The organism is Oleiphilus sp. HI0086, from assembly GCF_001635225.1.
Genome location: NZ_LWFZ01000979.1, coordinates 1 through 1317, shown reverse-complemented (window position 1 = coordinate 1317; position 1317 = coordinate 1). Strand labels below are relative to the sequence as shown.

1 protein-coding gene and 2 pseudogenes are annotated in these 1317 nt (G+C 44.5%); all 3 read right to left on the bottom strand.

Annotated elements, in window-relative coordinates:
* Positions 1-258, bottom strand: a pseudogene (locus tag A3756_RS26200) (1-deoxy-D-xylulose-5-phosphate reductoisomerase); the annotation flags it as partial.
* Between the two features lie 44 nt (positions 259-302).
* Positions 303-1133 (bottom strand): phosphatidate cytidylyltransferase, encoded by an 831-nt coding sequence (locus A3756_RS17590; RefSeq protein WP_068554112.1) that lies wholly within the window; start codon positions 1131-1133, stop codon positions 303-305.
* Positions 1134-1153: 20 nt separating this feature from the next.
* Positions 1154-1317, bottom strand: a pseudogene (locus A3756_RS26195) (undecaprenyl diphosphate synthase family protein); the annotation flags it as partial.

The following is a 1317-nucleotide window of genomic DNA, read 5'->3' as shown; positions in this document are numbered from 1 at the left end:
CTCCGCACCTGCCAAAACTTTGATATCAGAAGCATGTTTTAGCAACTCACCCTGCAAGCATTGCGCAGCATCTTCATCCACCATAACCGCAATACTTGGGGAGTGCTTCAAACACAGAGCTAGCATTTGCTCGACACTGCGATGCGCCGTCAGAGCAAATACCCGATACCTGTCTGGGTGCCGACTAATCACGTCGAGCGTGTTTAGACCAATAGAGCCGGTCGCCCCCAAGACACATACACTTTGAATAGTCGACACTTAATAACCTGAATTACTGAGAGTTTGCGAAAAGTAGAATAACACTAGGCGACCCAAGAGAGATTGTATAAAGCAAAGACAAACACTGGAATCGCGGCAACCAAGCTATCAATACGATCAAGCACACCGCCATGACCAGGAAGCAGATTACTACTATCTTTAATACCGCGTTGTCGCTTAAACATACTCTCTGTTAAGTCACCAATTATTGAGATTGAACCAGTAATAGTTGAAATGACTGCAAACTGTATAGTCATTGCGAAATTATGTTCTAGCAAATTACTAGCAATCAGAGATAACAATAGACAAGCAGCCAGACCGCCCCAGGCTCCAGCCCACGATTTTCCAGGGGAAACTTTTGGTGCTAATTTCTTCTTACCAAAAGCTCGGCCAGCGAAATAAGCCCCCGTATCCGCGGCCCACACTAACATCAAGATATAAAAAATAAGCCAAAGAACATTTAAGTCAGCTAAGGGCGCATATTCACTTGAGCGTAGAAAAACTAAAGCCTTCCACAAAGGAGCAAGCACAACAAAACCAAGCAGTAACTGAACTATTTTCCCCTTCCACAGGGAAGATGATTCTGGAAAAGTCATGACCAGAACACATGCCAAGGCCCACCATGCAACAGAAAGTGTTAATACCCAGGGAAGAGACATACTGCCGACAAGCAAAAATAGGAAAACCGCCATCACGAGAGCATAAACCACTCGCGCTGCAGAAGCGCTCACGCCTGAAAGGTTAGCCCATTCCCAGGCACCTAAAATAACAATAGCTGCGACAAACCAAGAAAAATACTCTGGAGGCAGTAAAAAAACACCCCCCAAAACAAGTGGAGCAAGAATTAAAGCTGTAATTATTCGTTGTTTTAACACAAAAAGAGTCCCGTGATTATTTACTCGGCCTGATCCAACTGATCATCAGTTTGCCCAAAGCGCCGCTTTCGTCCAGCATAGGCTTTTAAGGCTTCCAGCATCTGTTCCTTCTTGAAATCGGGCCAGTACAAATCGGAAAAATAGAATTCTGCGTAGGCCAATTACCATAACATAAAATTGCTGA